Source organism: Flavobacterium sp. (genome assembly GCF_031537875.1).
GTDB lineage: Bacteria > Bacteroidota > Bacteroidia > Flavobacteriales > Flavobacteriaceae > Flavobacterium.
In genome coordinates, this window is sequence record NZ_JAVKNB010000011.1 from 76,266 (window position 1) to 92,905 (window position 16,640).

The window sequence follows — 16,640 nt, forward strand, 5'->3', positions numbered from 1 at the left end:
AAAAAAAGGGAAAACAATTTGTTTTCCCTTTTTAATTTATTGGTTTTTTTTATTCTTTGAGTTGTAGCCCAAAAATATAACTAGGTACGGTAGAATTTGTATTAATAATAATTGGGTTGTTGTTTAGAGGAGTTAAGTCAAATGCTAGTATGTTAGTTTGGTCACCATTTCTATTATATGTTGTTAAATAATAAAATTCAGTTGTGTAGTCGTATGCACTTGACATTCGTTCTCCATTAATATTTATATTAGAAGTAGCTACTGAAGTAGTAGAGGGTGTGATTTTAATAAGTTCACTTCCAGCTGCTTGATTTTTAATTGCGTAAAAAGTACTACTATCAAACACTTCCAAACCGTTATACATAAACGTACCGCTTGTATTAACAGGTAAATTGCTATTTATAATATTTAAAGATGGATTAGGAATAGTTGTATCTAATGATTTTAGCGCACCGCCTACAATGAAATATAATTTACCTGAAAGTGAAGTCATGTTCGAAATATAACCAGTTGTATTAGCTGAACCAACATGAATAGGGGTAAATGAAGTAATTGGTGTCATAGAGTTAACATCATACTCAGTTAAATAGTTATTGATAATAAAAAATAGACGGCTTCCAACAAATTCCATTGCTTGTACCCCAGAAATAGTATAAATAGTAGGTGCTGATGAAGTAATAGTTGCAGCACTAGTTTTAATGTAATATTTTCCTACGTATTGATTAGTAGAAATTAGATAAATTCCTGCAGTTTTATTATAAGTTGAATTTTGAGATGACATTACTTGATTAGTAAGTAAATGTGGTGCAAATGAGTCTGTTCTTACAGGGATGGGTAGTGACATTGCGACAGGTTCTACTTTTAAGTTCCATATATTACAGTCTCCCGCAGGAGTATTGGCATTAGTAGATTGAATAGCAATGTATTGAAAAGTAGAAGTAACGGGATTAGGGTCGCTGGATGAACAGTTGCTCAAGGAAATACCAATTAGAAATAAGTAAGCTATTCTAAAGTGGAGCTTGATAAATTGAGCTATTTTTTTTGGGGTAAAAAAAATCGACTCACTAAGATACTTTAGTGTGTCTAATAAATTTGGGATTTTCATAAGATTGGGGGCTTTAAGTTTTGGAAAATTATTTTAATTTGGGATTACTATTGTGCAATATTAATTAATTTTATTAAACAATATATCACTGAATTTAGTGATTTTTAAATGGTTGTAAAATTTACTCTTACATCTTCTTCCGCATTCTCGCTACTGGAATATCGAGTTGTTCGCGGTATTTTGCAATCGTTCTTCGGGCAATAGGGTAACCTTTTTCTTTTAAAATTTCTGCTAATTGATCATCGGGAAGCGGTTTGTGTTTGTCTTCTTCTTCAATTACGGTTTGTAAAATCTTTTTTATTTCTAGGGTAGAAACATCTTCTCCTTGGTCATTTTTCATCGCTTCAGAGAAAAACTCTTTGATTAACTTAGTGCCATAAGGAGTTTCCACATATTTACTATTGGCAACTCGAGAAATTGTCGAAATATCCAAGCCTACTAAGTCAGCGATGTCTTTCAAAATCATCGGTTTCAACTTGGTTTCGTCGCCTTCTAAAAAGAATTCTTCTTGGTAATGCATAATGGCATTCATGGTGACAAAAAGTGTTTCTTGACGTTGACGAATCGCATCGATAAACCATTTCGCCGAATCTAATTTTTGTTTGATGAACTGCACCGCTTCTTTTTGCTGACTCGATTTGTCTTTAGAAACTTTGTATGTTTGCAACATTTCTTGGTAGTCTCTAGAAACGTGAAGGGAAGGGGCATTTCGGCCATTCAAACTCAGTTCTAGTTTGCCCTCCACAATTCGGATGGCAAAATCAGGAACTACATTTTCCGTCACCTTATTATTCCCTGTAAAAGAACCTCCGGGTTTCGGATTCAGTTTTTCTATTTCGTAAACGGCTTTTTTGAGTTGGTCGTTTGAAACATTGTATTTTTGTAAGAGCTTGTCGTAATGTTTTTTGGTAAAAGCATCAAATTGATTTTCGATAATATCAGTTGCCAATTCGATGTATTCGGTTGGGGTTTTGTGTTTGAGTTGCAACAACAAGCATTCTTGCAAATCACGCGCACCTACACCCGATGGTTCTAATTCGTGAATCACATGCAAGAGACGTTCTACCGTTTTTTCATCCGTGTAAACCGCTTGGGTGAAGGCCAAATCATCCACAATATCGGAGATGCTTCTTCGAATGTAGCCCATATCGTCAATACTTCCTACTAGGAATTCTGCGATTTCTCGGTCGGCTTCGCTTAGGATAAACGTATTGAGTTGGTTGATTAAATCTTGGTGAAAACTAATCGGCGCAGCAAAAGGCGCATCGTGGTCTTCATCGTCATCACTATAATTGTTGGTTTGTGTTTTGTAATCGGGCGTTTCGTCGTTGCTTAGATAATCGTCTATGTTGATTTCTTCGGCATCGATACGTTCTGATTCGGCATCATCATAATCATCATAGTCTTCCGTTTCAAACTCGTCTTTTACATATTCCTCTTCTTCTTTTCCTGATTCGAGTGCTGGATTTTCGTTCATTTCTTCTAATAAACGTTGCTCAAAAGCTTGCGTAGGCAACTGAATTAACTTCATCAACTGAATTTGTTGAGGAGATAATTTCTGGGATAATTTGAGATTTAGGAATTGCTTTAGCATTTATTTTGTTTAAAAGTTTAAGGTTTAAAGTTTAAGGTTGCAGCATTTTCAACAACTTTAAACTTTAAACTTGAAACAAATTTTTAAAATTCCGCACTACCTGGCGTTCTTGGGAAAGGAATTACGTCACGAATATTCGTCATACCCGTTACAAATAATACCAAACGCTCAAATCCAAGTCCGAAACCAGAGTGTACCGCAGAACCAAATCGGCGGGTATCTAAATACCACCATAATTCTTCCTCGTCAATACCCAATGCTTTCATTTTTTCGACCAAGACATCGTAGCGTTCCTCTCTCTGCGAACCTCCTACAATTTCTCCAATACCTGGGAAAAGGATATCCATGGCGCGAACGGTTTTTCCGTCTTCGTTCAAACGCATGTAAAATGCTTTGATATTGGCAGGGTAATCAAATAAGATTACCGGACATTTAAAGTGTTTTTCTACCAAATAACGCTCGTGTTCTGATTGTAAATCAGCACCCCATTCGTCAATGATATAACTGAATTTTTTCTTTTTATTAGGAGTAGATTCTCTCAAAATTTCGATTGCTTCCGTGTAAGAAACACGTTTGAAATTATTTTCCAAAACAAAGTTTAACTTGTCTAACAAAGCCATTTCGCTACGTTCGGCTTGTGGTTTTTGTTTTTCTTCGTCTAGTAAACGACTTTCTAAAAATTTCAAATCGTCTGGACATTTATCCATCGTGTATTTGATTACATACTGAATGAAATCTTCCGCCAAATCCATGTTGTCATCCAAATCATTGAACGCCACTTCAGGTTCAATCATCCAGAATTCAGCCAAGTGGCGAGACGTATTCGAGTTTTCAGCTCTAAAAGTAGGTCCGAAAGTATAAATTTGCCCCAAAGCCATCGCAAAGGTTTCGCCTTCTAGTTGTCCTGAAACGGTAAGGTTGGTTTCTTTACCAAAAAAATCTTTTTTGTAATCTACTTTTCCTTCTTCGGTTCTTGGCGTATTGTCAAATGGCAAAGCTGTTACTTTGAACATTTCTCCAGCTCCTTCTGCATCTGATCCAGTTATGATTGGTGTATTTACGTACACAAATCCTTTTTCTTGAAAATAGGTATGAACGGCATGCGCCAAAACAGAACGCACACGCATAATGGCTCCAAAAGCGTTAGTTCGTACTCTCAAATGCGCATTTTCACGCAAGAATTCCAAAGAGTGTTTCTTTGGTTGCATTGGAAATTTTTCCGCATCGGAGTCGCCTAAAATCTCTAATTTTGATACTTGAATTTCGTATTTCTGTCCAGCGCCTTTGCTTTCTACCAAACTTCCTATAACCGAAACAGAAGCTCCTGTTGTGATTCTTTTCAAGGTTTCTTCAGGAGTATTTTCAAAATCAACTACACATTGAATATTGTTGATAGTCGAACCATCGTTCAACGCAATAAATTGATTGTTTCTAAAAGTTCTTACCCATCCTTTTGCATTTACTTCTTGAAGTGTCGAGGTACTGTTTAGTAAGTCTTTAACTTTTGTATGTTTCATTTTCATTTTAAATTTTAAGTATACAATTTACAAAATCAAGATTTTATCTTGTTTCTGAATTACAAATTAATGGAATTATCTGCGTTTATTTCTTCTTTCGACGCCTTTTTTTTCTCGAAGGTCAATACTAATGCGGGTAATACTAATAGGTTAGCAAACATCGCAAATAATAAGGTGCAAGAGATTAAACCTCCTAGTGCAATGGTACCGCTGAAGCTTGAAAGTGTAAAAATAGCAAATCCAAATATTAACACAATCGAAGTATAAAAAGTACTAATTCCTGTTTCTCTCAAAGCACTGAAAACTGATTTTTTTATTTTTCCGTTGTTCTGAATCAAATCGTGGCGGTATTTTGCCATAAACTGAATGGCATTATCTACTGAAATTCCGAATGCGATACTAAATACCAAAATGGTAGATGGTTTTAATGGAATTCCGAAATACCCCATCAGTCCGGAAGTAATGCAAAGAGGCAATACATTGGTGATAACAGATGCCATTACCATTTTTCCAGAACGGAATAGATAAGCCATCAATCCAGCAATCATAACAATGGCAAAAATAAGCGACTCAATCAAATTGTCAATCAAATATGAGGTTCCTTTTTGGAAAACCAACGCTTTTCCGGTTAAGGTTACTTCATAGCGTTCTTTTGGGAAAACAGCTTCTATTTTCTCACGCAATTTACCTTCTACTTTTGCCATTTCTTCGGTGCCAATGTCTTTCATAAAAGTAGTAATTCGGGCATATTGTCCTGTAGAATCTACATAGCTTTTCATCAAGTTTTCCTTGGTGTTTTTGGTTGCATTTTTTGCATACGACAAAATGAAAGTTTGTTCTTGAGCTGTAGGTAAATCAAAATACTCAGGATTCCCATTGTAATAGGCTTGCTTAGAATATTTAACCAAGTTTACAACTGAAATAGGTTTAGATAATTCTGGAATTTCAGCAATTGTCTCCTGTAATTCATTCATTTTTTTCATGGTAGATAATTTCATAACACCCTTTTTACGCTTGGTGTTAATCATAATCTCCAAAGGCATTACGCCGTTAAATTCTTTTTCGAAAAATACAATGTCTTTGAAAAAGGAAGCGCTTTTAGGCATTTCGCCAATTAAACTTCCTGAAACTTTCATTTGTGAAACCCCAACAATACTGAATATTAGTAAGAGTACATAAATAATGTAAATCCTTTTTCGTCTGAATTTCACAATATTTTCTACCCAATCCAATAAGAAAGAAATGTAGTTTTTGCTCAAGTGGTATAAGTGTTTTTCTTTTGGCAGCGGCATAAAACTATACACAATAGGAACCACAACTAAGGTGAGTAAATACACCGAAATTACATTGATAGATGTCACTAATCCAAATTCAAAAAGCAATTCATTTCCGGTAATCATAAAGGTAGCAAAACCTGCTGCAGTGGTTAAATTGGTCATCAAAGTTGAAACCCCAATTTTTGAAATTACCCGTTGCAAAGCTTTGGCTTGGTTGTGGTGAATTTTAATTTCCTGCTGGTATTTGTTAATCAAGAAAATACAATTGGTGATTCCAATAACAATAATCAGCGGCGGAATAATAGCCGTTAAAATCGTGATTTTGTAATGAAATAATCCGAGGGTGCCAAAAGACCACATTACTCCAAAAAGCAAAATACAAATGGATATAAAAGTGGCTCTGAAAGAGCGAAAAAACAAAAAGAAAATCAACGAAGTGATTAACAGCGCTGCGCCAATGAAAAGCCCGATTTCGCCTTTCATATTTTCGGCATTGATAGTTCGGATGTACGGCATACCTGACACACGAAGGTCAATCCCAGTCGCTTTTTCGAATCGGTTGATTTTTGGCACTAGGTTTTCTAGAATGAATGTCTTTCTTGCTGCAGTATTGACAATTTTCTTATTAAGATAGATGGCTGAACGAATACTACCTGATTGTTTGTTGAATAACAATCCTTCATAAAAAGGCAGTTTGTTAAATAATTCGTTTTTTATTTGTTCCAAATAACCAGCATTATTAGTTTGACTATCGTCGATGAGTGGTACTAGTTGAAATTTTTCTTCTACTTCGTTTTTTTGTAGTTTTTTTAAATCATTTAGAGAAACCACCAATTCTACTTCTTTCGAATTTTTTAAACCAGTCATTAATTCGTTCCAAGCTTGAAATGCTTTAGGTGTAAAAAAGCGATTGTCTTTAAAACCGATGACAATTAAGTTGCCTTCTTCGCCAAATTTATCTAGAAATGCATCGTATTGTTGATTGACAATATGGTCTTTAGGGAGTAGATTGGCTTCGTTGTAGGTCATGCCTAAATTTTTCCATTGTAAGGATAGAAAAATGGTTAAGGCAAGAATACTTATTAAAATTGCAATTCTATTTTTAAGCACAATTCGGGCCACTAATTCCCAAAATCCTACTTTTATTCTCTTTTTCATAATTGTTTTAAAAATGCACGCAAAGGTAATGAAAACCACTATAAAACATAAGGTTTCAAATAAACTTTTTGTCTTTTGAGAAGATATATACAAGCGGTTTTTTTAATTTTACAATAAGATAATTTATGAGATATAAATTATATATTTGATTTCCTCATTTTTGCTTTATTAAAACGAGGAAATTCATACGATAAAGAATATGAAAAATTATAAAAATGCTGCATTCTATATAGCTGTAACAGGTGGGTTTACTGCACTGATGCTATGGATTATCAGAGAGGGAAAGCATCTTGAAATCAACAAAACTATCTTAAGTTCTGTGGTTGAGAATGGTTCTTGGAATGATTTTTTGGAATCTATGCAGCACAATTTGCAAGATCCTTTAGCGATTCTTTTGGCTCAAATTGTAACTATTATTGTTGTCGCTCGATTTTTTGGCTGGGTTTTTAAAAAAATTGGACAACCTACCGTTATTGGAGAAATCATAGCAGGAATTGTTTTAGGACCTTCGTTACTTGGAATGTACTTCCCTGAATTTTCATCAACTTTATTTCCTGTTGAATCTTTAGGAAATTTAAAATTCTTGAGTCAGATTGGGTTAATACTCTTCATGTTCGTAATTGGTATGGAATTGGACTTGAAAGTGCTCAAAAACAAAGCAAATGAAGCAGTTGTAATTAGTCACGCAAGTATTGTTATTCCATTTACCTTAGGGATTGGACTAGCTTATTTTGTTTACAATCGCTTTGCTCCCGAAGGAGTCAAGTTTCTTTCGTTTAGTTTGTTTATGGGTATCGCCATGAGTATTACAGCATTTCCGGTATTGGCTCGAATTGTTCAGGAGCGCGGACTAAATAAAACAAAATTGGGAGCAATAGCCATTACTTGTGCTGCTGCCGATGACATTACTGCTTGGAGTTTATTGGCGGTTGTAATTGCCATTGTTAAAGCAGATAACTTTGTAAGTTCTTTATATATCATTGGACTAGCAGCTTTATATGTTTTGGCAATGTTGTTCATAGTGAAACCTTTTTTAAAGCGAATAGGGGAGTTGTATGGGACAAAAGATACTTTGGTAAAACCAGTTGTGGCGATCTTTTTCCTTACTTTGATTATTTCGTCGTATGCCACTGAAGTAATTGGTATTCATGCTTTATTTGGAGCATTTATGACTGGCGCGATTATGCCAGATGTGCCTAAATTCAGAACTATATTTATTGAAAAAGTAGAAGATGTTTCTTTGATTCTTTTATTGCCTTTATTCTTTGTCTTTACGGGTTTAAAAACTGAAATAGGATTGATTAACGATCCGTATTTATGGAAAGTAACAGGGTTTATTATCTTGGTAGCTGTAATTGGAAAGTTTTTAGGAAGTGCTTTGGCGGCCAAATTTGTAGGGCAAACATGGTCGGATAGTTTTACTATTGGGGCTTTGATGAATACTAGAGGGCTAATGGAATTGATTGTACTAAACATAGGTTTGGAACTGAAAGTTTTGACGCCAGAAGTATTTACGATGATGGTAATTATGGCATTGGTCACTACTTTTATGACAGGCCCCGCTTTAGATTTGATCAATTTTATATTTAAAAATAAAGAAGCTGTTGTTCCTGAAATTGTAGTCAATGAAAATAAATACAAGGTTTTAATTTCTTTTGGGAATAATGAAAAAGGCAGGTCATTGTTGCGTTTAGCCAATAGTTTGACTAAAAAACAGAAAAAATCGGCTTCAATTACGGCGATGCATTTGTATTTAAGTGATGAAATGCACACCTTCAACACAGAGGAAATTGAAAAAGATAGTTTTGTACCAATTTTAGAAGAATCTAAATCCTTGAATCAAGAAATTAATACGCTTTTCAAGGCTACGATGGATATCGAAACTGAAATTGCGGATGTAGCAAATCAAGGGGATTATGATTTATTATTGGTGGGTCTAGGAAAGTCAATTTTTGAAGGCACCATTTTAGGGAAGGTAATCGGATTTACTACCCGAATCATTAATCCCGACCGTTTAATCGATAAATTTACGGGTAAAGAAGGATTGTTTGAAAACTCTCCTTTCGATGAGAGAACGCGCCAAATTATATCCAAAACTAAAATGCCTTTGGGTATTTTGATTGACAAAGATTTACAAAGTGTGAACAGGGTGTTTATCCCAATATTTACTTCTGAAGATTCATTCTTGTTAGATTATGCTCAAAAATTAATTTACAACAACAATTCCAAAGTTGAAATACTGGATGTTAATGGCGATATCCATAACAATTTTGTGGTACAAAGTGCCTTGGAATCTTTGGAACAAAAATACCCGAACAACATTAATTTAATGGAAGACCGAATCGTAAAGAAAGAATTTTTAGCAAATCAAGACGTGATGATTATCAGTCTGGAGAGTTGGAAAGCCTTAGTCGATTCCAGAAGTGTTTGGTTGAGTGGAGTTCCTTCCGTTTTAATCTTAAAACCATAAGTATTTAAGCATAATAAAAAATCCGCCTTTTAGGCGGATTTTTTATTATGTTATAATCAAAGAAATTACACTTTCATGATTTCGGCTTCTTTTTCTACAAGAAGTTCGTCAATTTTTTTGATATATGCGTTAGTTAAGTTTTGAACGTCATCTTCGGCACTTTTACAAATGTCTTCAGAAGTCCCTTCTTTTTCTAATTTTTTAATATCTGTATTCGCGTCTTTACGCGCATTTCTAATTCCGATTTTAGCATCTTCAGCTTCAGCTTTGGCTTGTTTAGCTAACTCACGTCTTCTTTCCTCTGTCAAAGGTGGCACACTAATAATAACCACATCTCCATTGTTCATTGGGTTGAAACCTAAATTAGCAATCATGATTGCTTTTTCAATAGCTTGCAGCATGTTTTTTTCAAAAGGTTGCAAAGTGATTGTTCTAGCATCAGGCACGCTGATTTTTGACACTTGAGAAAGTGGCGTAGCCGAACCGTAATAGTCAACAAAAACACTTCCTAGCATAGCAGGAGACGCTTTCCCAGCACGGATATTTACAAATGATTTTTCTAAATGTGCAATAGAACCTTCCATAGATTCTTTGGTACTATCTAATATAAATTCAATTTCTTCAGTCATTTTTCAGATTATTTAGATTGTTAGATTATTTAGATTGTTAGGACTTATTGTAGTCTAATAATCTAAGAAGTCTACTAGGTCTTTTTTAAATATTTACTACAGTTCCTATGTTTTCGCCTTCGCAAATTTTGATTAGGTTCCCTTCTTTGTTCATGTCAAAAACTACAATTGGTAATTTATTTTCTTGACTTAAAGTAAATGCAGTGGTATCCATAACATTCAATCCTTTGCTCAAGACATCTTCAAAAGAAATATAATCAAATTTTACGGCAGAAGCATTTTTCTCTGGATCAGAATCGTATACTCCATCAACACGTGTTCCTTTTAGAATAACATCGGCGTTCACTTCAATTCCGCGAAGTACTGCAGCCGTGTCAGTTGTAAAATAGGGGTTTCCAGTTCCTGCACCAAAAATTACAATTCGTCCTTTTTCAAGGTGACGTACCGCTCTTCTTTTGATATAAGGCTCTGCAATAGATTCCATTTTTAAGGCAGTTTGCAAACGTGTTTTCATTCCTTTGTCTTCCAAAGCACCTTGCAATGCCATTCCATTAATAACCGTAGCTAACATCCCCATATAATCGCCTTGAACGCGATCCATTCCTGAACTCACTCCTGCTACTCCTCTAAAAATGTTTCCACCACCTATTACAATAGCAATTTCAACTCCTTTATCATGAATTTGTTTGATTTCGTCAGCATATTCAGCTAATCTTTTCGGGTCAATTCCGTAGTTTAGATTGCCCATTAAAGCTTCGCCACTTAATTTCAAAAGAATTCTGTTGTATTTCATGATTTAGTTGAGTTATTTGGTGCAAATATAGTTATATTCTGTTTTTTTGAAATAGTGTTTAAAAAAAATAATTTTAATGGTTTTTTGTAAAATACCTTTGTTTATAAACTTTCGTATCGAGAAAATACAAAATGAAATTATTATTTTGATTCAGGATGTAGAATAGTGTTCTCAAACTCCTCCAGAGTAAGTCCATTTTTCACATTGTAATCGCCAATTTTAGTTCGACGCAAAACGGTCAAATGCGAACCAGAATGCATGGCTTTCCCAAAATCGTAGGCAAGTGAACGAATATAAGTTCCTTTGCTACAAACCACTCTGAAATCAATTTCTGGCAAAGCGATTCGGGTGATTTCAAATTCGTAAATCGTAGTTTTTCTTGAAGCTATTTCCACTTCAACCCCTGCTCTTGCGTGTTCGTATAAGCGAATGCCTTCTTTTTTAATTGCCGAAAAAACAGGTGGTTTCTGATCAATTTCGCCTAAGAATTGCTGCACAGTTTGATGGATTAAAGTATCGTCAATATGAGTGATCGGGTAGGTTTGGTCAATTTCGGTTTCTAAATCATACGAAGGCGTAGTGGCTCCGATGAAAAAAGTCCCCGTATATTCTTTGGCTTGTGCCTGAATTTCGGTGATTTTCTTGGTGAATTTTCCAGTACAAATAATGAGCAAACCCGAAGCTAACGGATCTAAAGTTCCGGCATGACCAATTTTAAATTTTTTAGGTAAATCAAAATTGCGTTTTAAAATGTATTTCAGTTTGTTCACTGCTTGAAAGGAAGACCAAGTCAGCGGCTTGTCAATCAAAAGAACTTGACCATTTAAAAAATCATCTGCTTGCATTAAATAATAGTCAAGGGATGAATAAAAAAGTGGATGAATAATAATACAATTCCAGCAATTATTCGGTAATATCCAAACAGTTTAAATCCTTTTCTACTTAAAAAACCGATAAAGGTTTTGATTGCTAAAAGGGCTACAATAAAAGCTATTATATTTCCGATGATTAGGAAGTTAATTTGGTCGTGAGATAAGACAAAACCATCTTTATAGTAATCATAACATTTTTTAGCTGTTGCGCCTAACATGGTAGGAACGGCTAAAAAAAATGAAAACTCAGCTGCTGAAGTACGGGATAATTTTTGAGACATTCCCCCAACAATTGTTGCACCACTTCTGGATACTCCAGGAATCATAGCGATACATTGGAATAATCCAATTTTTAGCGCTTTCAGATAAGTAACTTCTGTTTCTTGAGAAGTGTTGAACCAATCATCTACTTTTAACAATAGGATACCTCCAACTAATAATGAAATAGCTACTGTAACTGGATTTTCTAATAGTGCATCTATTTTTTTGCTGAAAAGCAAACCTAGAACCACAGCAGGAATAAAAGCAATAAGAAGTTTAAAATAAAAATCAAAAGATTGAAAAAATCGCTTGAAATAAAGAACAACTACTGAAAGAATAGCCCCTAGTTGAATCACAATGGTGAAAAGTTTGGTGAATTCGTCGTGTTCAATCCCAAAGAATGATGAGGCAATAATCATGTGTCCTGTAGACGAAACAGGTAAAAATTCGGTAATTCCTTCAATTATAGCGAGTAGTATAGCTTGTAAAGTATTCATTTAGGCTTTTTTTGGATTTTTCAAAATAGCATAAATGGTGATTCCAAAACCAATTAAAACAGTAGTGGGTGCCAAACGAATGCGTCTGAAACTAAAAACATCTTCATTGAATACATTAGGATCATCGCTTCCTCCTCCAGACATAAGAATAAATCCCAACGCAATTACGGCAATACCAATTAGTAAGATTTTATAATTTACTTTTTCGAAAAGAAATTCTTGTTTGTGTTCGCTATTGTTTTTCATTATTGTTGAAAATTATATTTAGAAATGGTGATAGGATTTGGTTAACTAAACAAATAATCCAATCAACAAATCCATTTTTTAATACAAATCGTCTGTTCGTAAATTCAAGAAACGTTGTGTTGCAAAATACGTACTCAACCAAGTAATCAACACTCCAATTCCAAATACCGAAATTAGAACTAATGCAATAAGTAATTGATCTTCCAGAAGTCCTAGGTCAGGGAAGTTGCTTTCTAAATAAATCAGCACGCCAATTAAGGCTAGTATAGCTAATCCCGCACCAATCATTCCAAGGCGTATACTACGCATCACAAATGGTTTTCTAATGAATGCTTTGGTAGCACCTACCATTTGCATGGTTTTAATGATAAAGCGGTTAGAGTGAATCGATAAACGCAACGAACTATTGATAAGTAAAACGGCAATAACAGTCAAGAATCCGCTGATGATTAAAATCCACATGCTGACTTTTTTGATATTATCATTCACTAAATTCACTAATTGTTTGTCATAAACAATATCTGAAATCATAGGATTTCTTCGCAATTGGCTTTCCACTTTTGCAATACTGTCTTTGTAAACGTAGTCGGCTTTTAAGTGAATATCATAGGAATTTTGCAAAGGATTTTCACCAAGGAAAGTAACAAAATCCTCTCCAATAATATCGGTATGTTGTTTAGCTGCAGCATCTTTAGAAACGTATTCGAAAGTTTTTGCAAACGGTGCTTTTTTTAATTCGGCATCAAAAGATTTGATGATGGTGTCATTGGCTTCATTTTTGAAAAATACCGTCATAGCAATATTTTCTCTGAAGTCATCGGCAAGTTTTTTAGAATTGATGATAAAAAGGCCTAACATTCCTAATAAAAACAGGACCAAGAAAACACTTAATACTACTGAAAAATAAGATGAAATTAAACGGCGTTTTTGAAATTTATCGTAAGAAGAACTCATAGTTTGTCAAAATTATGGGGTAAAAATAATAAAGAATTTCTTTATTTAAAGTTAATATCGTTCAAAGTTTTAACTTTCGTACAATAAACGTAAATTTGGCAGCTGAAATTGTAAAAGATCGTATATTATTTTACTTTTTCATGTATTCAGACAAATAATTTTCAGCCTACGAAAAGGCTACAACAAATAGAGCATACAATGAAATACAATCCGAACGAAATTGAAGCGAAATGGCAAAAGTATTGGGCAGAAAATCAAACTTTTGCAGCGCAAAATAATTCTGACAAGCCCAAACATTATGTGTTAGACATGTTTCCTTATCCATCAGGAGCAGGGCTGCATGTGGGGCATCCGTTAGGGTATATTGCTTCGGATGTGTATTCAAGATACAAAAGACATCAAGGATTTAATGTGTTACACCCAATGGGTTATGACAGTTTTGGACTGCCAGCAGAGCAATACGCCATTCAAACGGGACAACGTCCTGAAGACACTACTTCAGTAAACATTGACGGTGGAGTTGACAAAGAAGGAAACCAAATTGCGGGATATAGAAAGCAGTTGGATAAAATCGGATTTTCATTTGATTGGAGTCGCGAAGTGCGTACCTCTAATCCCGATTATTACAAGCATACACAATGGATTTTCATCCAATTATTTAATTCTTGGTACAATAAAAATTCAGATAAAGCAGAGGATATTTCGACTTTAATTGACTTATTCGAAAAAGAAGGAAATGCTACTGTCAATGCCGTTTGTGATGATAACATTGTCTCTTTTTCGGCATCAGAATGGAACGCATTTTCATCAGAGGAACAACAAAAAATACTGTTGCAATACCGTTTAACTTATTTAGCAGAAACCGAAGTGAACTGGTGCCCAGGATTGGGAACGGTTTTGGCGAATGACGAAATTGTAAACGGTGTTTCAGAACGCGGTGGATTTCCAGTGATTCGTAAAAAAATGACCCAATGGAGTATGCGAATTTCAGCCTATGCCGAACGTTTATTACAAGGTTTAGATACGATTGATTGGACTGAAAGTATTAAAGAAAGTCAACGCAATTGGATTGGAAAATCGGTTGGAGCAATGGTTTCGTTCAACGTCATTGCGAGCGAAGCGAAACAATCCATAGATGTTTTCACTACTCGTCCTGACACCATTTTTGGAGTAACGTTTATGACTTTGGCTCCAGAACATGAGTTGGTGGCACAAATTACGACTCCAGAACAAAAACAAGCGGTGGAAGAATACATCGAAAAAACAGCCAAACGTTCCGAGCGCGAAAGAATGGCCGATGTGAAAACCATTTCAGGTGTTTTTACTGGGGCGTATGCCGAACATCCTTTTACTAAAGAACCTATTCCTGTCTGGATAGGCGATTATGTGTTGGCAGGATACGGAACAGGAGCTGTAATGGCGGTACCTTGTGGAGACGAAAGAGATTATGCTTTTACCAATTTCTTTAAAGGTCAAAACGGAATGCCGGCTATTAAAAATATTTTCAATAAAGACATTTCAGAAGCAGCTTATGGAGAAAAAGGCGGTTTCGAATTAATAGATTCCGACTTTTTAAACGGTTTAGGATACAAAGAAGGAACGAAAAAAGTAATTGAAGCTTTAGAAAAAATAGGACAAGGAAAAGGGAAAACGAACTACCGTTTGCGTGATGCTGTTTTCTCTCGTCAGCGTTATTGGGGAGAGCCATTTCCAGTGTATTATGTAAATGGGTTGCCTCAGATGATTGACGCCCAACATTTGCCTATTATTTTGCCAGAAGTGGAGAAATATTTACCTACCGAAGACGGTTTGCCTCCTTTGGGTAACGCTTCAGTTTGGGCTTGGGACAGTGTAAACAACAAAGTAGTTGAAACGAATTTGGTTGACAAAACGACTATTTTTCCTTTAGAATTGAACACTATGCCGGGTTGGGCGGGGAGTTCTTGGTATTGGATGCGTTATATGGATGCGCATAACGAAACTGAATTTGCAAGTCAAGATGCCTTGAAGTATTGGGAAAGTGTGGATTTGTACATTGGCGGAAGCGAACATGCGACAGGCCATTTGTTGTACTCTCGTTTTTGGAACAAATTTTTAAAAGACAAAGGTTTTGCACCAACGGAAGAACCCTTCAAAAAATTGATTAATCAGGGAATGATTTTGGGAGAAAGTGCATTTGTTTTTATAGTTCTTTTGCGTTCAAAAACAACTTTAAGTAATTCGTTTTTAAGTAGTAATGATTCTAATAATAATATTGAAAACTTATTAGAAGCAGCGACCGCCCCAAAATCTCTTGTAATAACCGAAGAAATTTATAATGATATACAAGTAAATAATAGTAATGCTTACGTTGATGAATGGATTAAAAATAATACATCTCAATTAAAGAATATTCAATTATATTATTCAGCTGAAAGTATAATTAAAACTAGCGTTGATGTTTCTCTTTTAATAGGAACCTCTAATATCATTGACAAAGAAAAGTTGCGAAATTGGATGCCACAATATAATAATATTCCTTTTCTTAATGAAGATGAAGATTATATAGTTAGAAGAGAGATTGAAAAAATGTCGAAATCCAAATACAATGTTGTTACACCTGATTTAATTTGTGCTGAATATGGTGCTGATACCTTGCGTTTGTACGAAATGTTTTTAGGACCATTGGAACAAGCTAAACCTTGGAATACAGCAGGAATTTCTGGAGTGTTTGGTTTCTTGAAAAAACTATGTCGTTTGTATTTTGATGATAACGGATTGGTAGTTACCGATAATGAACCGACCAAAGACAACTTGAAATCACTTCACAAAACGATTAAAAAAGTAGCAGAAGATATTGAGAGTTTTTCATTCAATACTTCAGTTTCTCAGTTTATGATTTGTGTCAATGAATTGTCAACGCAAAATTGCCATGAAAGAGCGATTTTAGAACCATTGGCGATTTTAATTTCGCCGTATGCGCCGCACATTGCAGAAGAATTATGGTCGTTGTTGGGTCATTCGAATTCGATTGCAACAGTAGCTTTTCCAAAATTTGAGGCGGCTCATTTGGTGGAAAGCAGCAAAGAATACCCGGTTTCATTCAACGGAAAAATGCGTTTCACAATTGAATTGCCTTTGGATTTAACCAAAGAACAAATCGAAGAAATTATAATGAAAGACGAAAGAACATTACGCCAGTTGGATGGAAGAACACCTAATAAAGTAATTATTGTACCAGGCAAGATTATTAATTTAGTTGGGTAGTTTATAGAATAATCTTTAAGT

General features: G+C 34.9%; 12 protein-coding genes. 2 read left to right on the top strand and 10 right to left on the bottom strand.

The window, feature by feature from the left end:
- Window positions 1–49: 49 nt before the first annotated feature.
- The 4 genes from RMR09_RS07605 to RMR09_RS07620 all read right to left on the bottom strand — a co-directional run bounded on the left by RMR09_RS07605 (window position 50) and on the right by RMR09_RS07620 (window position 6,651).
- Entirely contained in the window at window positions 50–976 is a 927-nt protein-coding gene (locus tag RMR09_RS07605) for a hypothetical protein (protein WP_310595201.1), read from the bottom strand.
- A 256-nt stretch (window positions 977–1,232) separates the two neighbouring features.
- The gene (gene rpoN, locus RMR09_RS07610) at window positions 1,233–2,699 is read right to left on the bottom strand and encodes an RNA polymerase factor sigma-54 (protein WP_310595202.1); all 1,467 of its coding nucleotides are present in this window, start codon (window positions 2,697–2,699) and stop codon (window positions 1,233–1,235) included.
- Between the two features lie 83 nt (window positions 2,700–2,782).
- Window positions 2,783–4,216: an asparagine--tRNA ligase gene (asnS, locus tag RMR09_RS07615; protein WP_310595203.1), complete on the bottom strand. Its 1,434-nt coding sequence runs from the start codon at window positions 4,214–4,216 to the stop codon at window positions 2,783–2,785.
- A gap of 59 nt (window positions 4,217–4,275) precedes the next feature.
- Window positions 4,276–6,651 (bottom strand): MMPL family transporter, encoded by a 2,376-nt coding sequence (locus tag RMR09_RS07620; RefSeq protein WP_310595204.1) that lies wholly within the window; start codon window positions 6,649–6,651, stop codon window positions 4,276–4,278.
- Window positions 6,652–6,850: 199 nt separating this feature from the next.
- Here RMR09_RS07620 and RMR09_RS07625 point away from each other — a divergent pair, with 199 nt between their 5' ends.
- The gene (locus RMR09_RS07625; RefSeq protein ID WP_310595205.1) at window positions 6,851–9,121 is read left to right on the top strand and encodes a cation:proton antiporter; all 2,271 of its coding nucleotides are present in this window, start codon (window positions 6,851–6,853) and stop codon (window positions 9,119–9,121) included.
- A gap of 65 nt (window positions 9,122–9,186) precedes the next feature.
- Here the strand turns inward: RMR09_RS07625 and frr are convergent, their stop codons facing one another.
- From frr to RMR09_RS07655, 6 genes are all read right to left on the bottom strand, one after another.
- A complete protein-coding gene (frr, locus tag RMR09_RS07630; RefSeq protein ID WP_310595206.1) occupies window positions 9,187–9,750 on the bottom strand; it encodes a ribosome recycling factor in 564 nt (187 codons plus the stop codon).
- Window positions 9,751–9,835: 85 nt separating this feature from the next.
- Window positions 9,836–10,543 carry a UMP kinase gene (gene pyrH / locus RMR09_RS07635; RefSeq protein ID WP_310595207.1) on the bottom strand — a complete coding sequence of 236 codons (708 nt, stop codon included), beginning with the start codon at window positions 10,541–10,543 and terminating at the stop codon, window positions 9,836–9,838.
- 140 nt (window positions 10,544–10,683) lie between these two features.
- The gene (gene truB, locus RMR09_RS07640; RefSeq protein ID WP_310595208.1) at window positions 10,684–11,388 is read right to left on the bottom strand and encodes a tRNA pseudouridine(55) synthase TruB; all 705 of its coding nucleotides are present in this window, start codon (window positions 11,386–11,388) and stop codon (window positions 10,684–10,686) included.
- Entirely contained in the window at window positions 11,388–12,173 is a 786-nt protein-coding gene (locus RMR09_RS07645; protein WP_310595209.1) for an undecaprenyl-diphosphate phosphatase, read from the bottom strand. The genes truB and RMR09_RS07645 overlap by 1 nt, the downstream gene beginning before the upstream one ends.
- Window positions 12,174–12,419, bottom strand: a complete 246-nt coding sequence (locus RMR09_RS07650) for a DUF3098 domain-containing protein (protein WP_229330537.1) — start codon at window positions 12,417–12,419, stop codon at window positions 12,174–12,176.
- A gap of 78 nt (window positions 12,420–12,497) precedes the next feature.
- Window positions 12,498–13,373, bottom strand: a complete 876-nt coding sequence (locus RMR09_RS07655; protein ID WP_310595210.1) for a permease-like cell division protein FtsX — start codon at window positions 13,371–13,373, stop codon at window positions 12,498–12,500.
- A 198-nt stretch (window positions 13,374–13,571) separates the two neighbouring features.
- Between RMR09_RS07655 and RMR09_RS07660 the strand changes: the two genes are divergently transcribed.
- On the top strand, window positions 13,572–16,619 hold the full coding sequence (locus RMR09_RS07660; protein WP_310595211.1) for a class I tRNA ligase family protein: 3,048 nt from the start codon (window positions 13,572–13,574) through the stop codon (window positions 16,617–16,619).
- Window positions 16,620–16,640 lie beyond the last annotated feature (21 nt).

Excerpts from the sequence above, each read along its gene's own strand:
- rpoN (WP_310595202.1), bottom strand. The coding sequence starts at position 2,699 with ATGCTAAAGCAATTCCTAAATCTCAAATTATCCCAGAAATTATCTCCT.
- asnS (WP_310595203.1), bottom strand. The coding sequence starts at position 4,216 with ATGAAACATACAAAAGTTAAAGACTTACTAAACAGTACCTCGACACTT.
- RMR09_RS07620 (WP_310595204.1), bottom strand. The coding sequence starts at position 6,651 with ATGAAAAAGAGAATAAAAGTAGGATTTTGGGAATTAGTGGCCCGAATT.
- RMR09_RS07625 (WP_310595205.1), top strand. The coding sequence starts at position 6,851 with ATGAAAAATTATAAAAATGCTGCATTCTATATAGCTGTAACAGGTGGG.
- frr (WP_310595206.1), bottom strand. The coding sequence starts at position 9,750 with ATGACTGAAGAAATTGAATTTATATTAGATAGTACCAAAGAATCTATG.
- pyrH (WP_310595207.1), bottom strand. The coding sequence starts at position 10,543 with ATGAAATACAACAGAATTCTTTTGAAATTAAGTGGCGAAGCTTTAATG.
- truB (WP_310595208.1), bottom strand. The coding sequence starts at position 11,388 with ATGCAAGCAGATGATTTTTTAAATGGTCAAGTTCTTTTGATTGACAAG.
- RMR09_RS07645 (WP_310595209.1), bottom strand. The coding sequence starts at position 12,173 with ATGAATACTTTACAAGCTATACTACTCGCTATAATTGAAGGAATTACC.
- RMR09_RS07650 (WP_229330537.1), bottom strand. The coding sequence starts at position 12,419 with ATGAAAAACAATAGCGAACACAAACAAGAATTTCTTTTCGAAAAAGTA.
- RMR09_RS07655 (WP_310595210.1), bottom strand. The coding sequence starts at position 13,373 with ATGAGTTCTTCTTACGATAAATTTCAAAAACGCCGTTTAATTTCATCT.
- RMR09_RS07660 (WP_310595211.1), top strand. The coding sequence starts at position 13,572 with ATGAAATACAATCCGAACGAAATTGAAGCGAAATGGCAAAAGTATTGG.